This window comes from Ruminococcus sp. D54t1_190329_F1 (assembly GCF_015551645.1).
GTDB lineage: Bacteria > Bacillota > Clostridia > Lachnospirales > Lachnospiraceae > Blautia_A > Blautia_A faecis.
In genome coordinates this window covers 1-1,085 of record NZ_JADNDC010000108.1, presented here as the reverse complement: position 1 = coordinate 1,085, position 1,085 = coordinate 1, and the positions used below count along the sequence as shown (strand labels likewise).

Below are 1,085 nucleotides of genomic sequence, written 5' to 3'. Positions count from 1 at the left end.
GCTAAGACAATATCTGGTTTCGTGATCATTGCCCTGGCAATGGCAACTCTCTGCTGCTGTCCGCCCGATAAGGTGTTAGGTAAATTTTTCAACTTATTTTTAATACCCAGAATTTCTACAATCTCTTCAAAATATGCTTCATCAATTTTACTGTTTCCCAAATAAAGGGGTAACAGTATATTGCTTTTTACATTAAGCGTTTGAAGTAGATTATAATTCTGAAATACAAATCCGATATGCTTTCTTCGATACACTGTTAACTCTTCCGATTTCATTTTTGTTATATCTTTTCCATGTATCAGAACTGTTCCCTCTGTCGGATTGTCCAATCCGCCCAGCATATTTAATAATGTTGTCTTACCGCAGCCTGACGGTCCAACAACAGCAATAAACTCGCCTTCTTCAACCGAAAGATTGACCTGATCCAATGCCTTTACGCAAATCTCTCCGGTGCGATAATACTTTTTTAAATCTGATGTTTTAACCAATTCCATGTTTCTCACCTCATGTTTTATTTAATATAATCTATAATCCTTACTGAATTATTACAAGCATAAAACAAATTTAATTCTAAATTAGAAAGTGGTTCTTGCATTAAAGACAAGAACCACTTTCTGTAATTTGTCAATTTTTACCAGATTGTTGTCATATCGGCATCACAATTATTGACACCTTCATGTTTGCAATCGTGATAACAATCACTTGGATCACAATACTGAATTTCGACATCAAATGCAACTTCCTGGATTTTTTTCTCCATTTTTTCCATATAATATTCCTCCAATCTTACCAAATTTCTGTAAAATGTGCATCACAATTGTTAACACCTTCACCGTAACAGTCATGATAGCAATCACTCGGATCGCAATACTGGGTTTCTACGTCGAATCCTAATTCCTGAATTTTCTTTTCTAATTCTTTCATGGTTACGTTCCTCCTTATAACATTGAAGTAAAATGTGTGTTACAGTGTCCAGGTGCTGTTAAACAATCATGAGCGCAATCATCTGGATCACAATACTGAACCTCTACATCAAAAGGCTCTTCCTGCATTCTCTTTTCAAGTTCTAACATATTATCCGCCTC

At 35.4% G+C, this 1,085-nt stretch carries 3 protein-coding genes; all 3 read right to left on the bottom strand.

Annotated features, from left to right (window positions below; genetic code table 11):
- Nucleotides 1–494, bottom strand: a 494-nt coding sequence (locus I2D69_RS19805) for an ABC transporter ATP-binding protein (protein ID WP_195380384.1), incomplete at its 3' end; no start/stop codon positions are given.
- 137 nt (nucleotides 495–631) lie between these two features.
- On the bottom strand, nucleotides 632–769 hold the full coding sequence (locus I2D69_RS19800; protein ID WP_155512148.1) for a hypothetical protein: 138 nt from the start codon (nucleotides 767–769) through the stop codon (nucleotides 632–634).
- A 17-nt stretch (nucleotides 770–786) separates the two neighbouring features.
- Nucleotides 787–924 (bottom strand): hypothetical protein, encoded by a 138-nt coding sequence (locus tag I2D69_RS19795; protein ID WP_155512147.1) that lies wholly within the window; start codon nucleotides 922–924, stop codon nucleotides 787–789.
- Nucleotides 925–1,085: the final 161 nt, after the last annotated feature.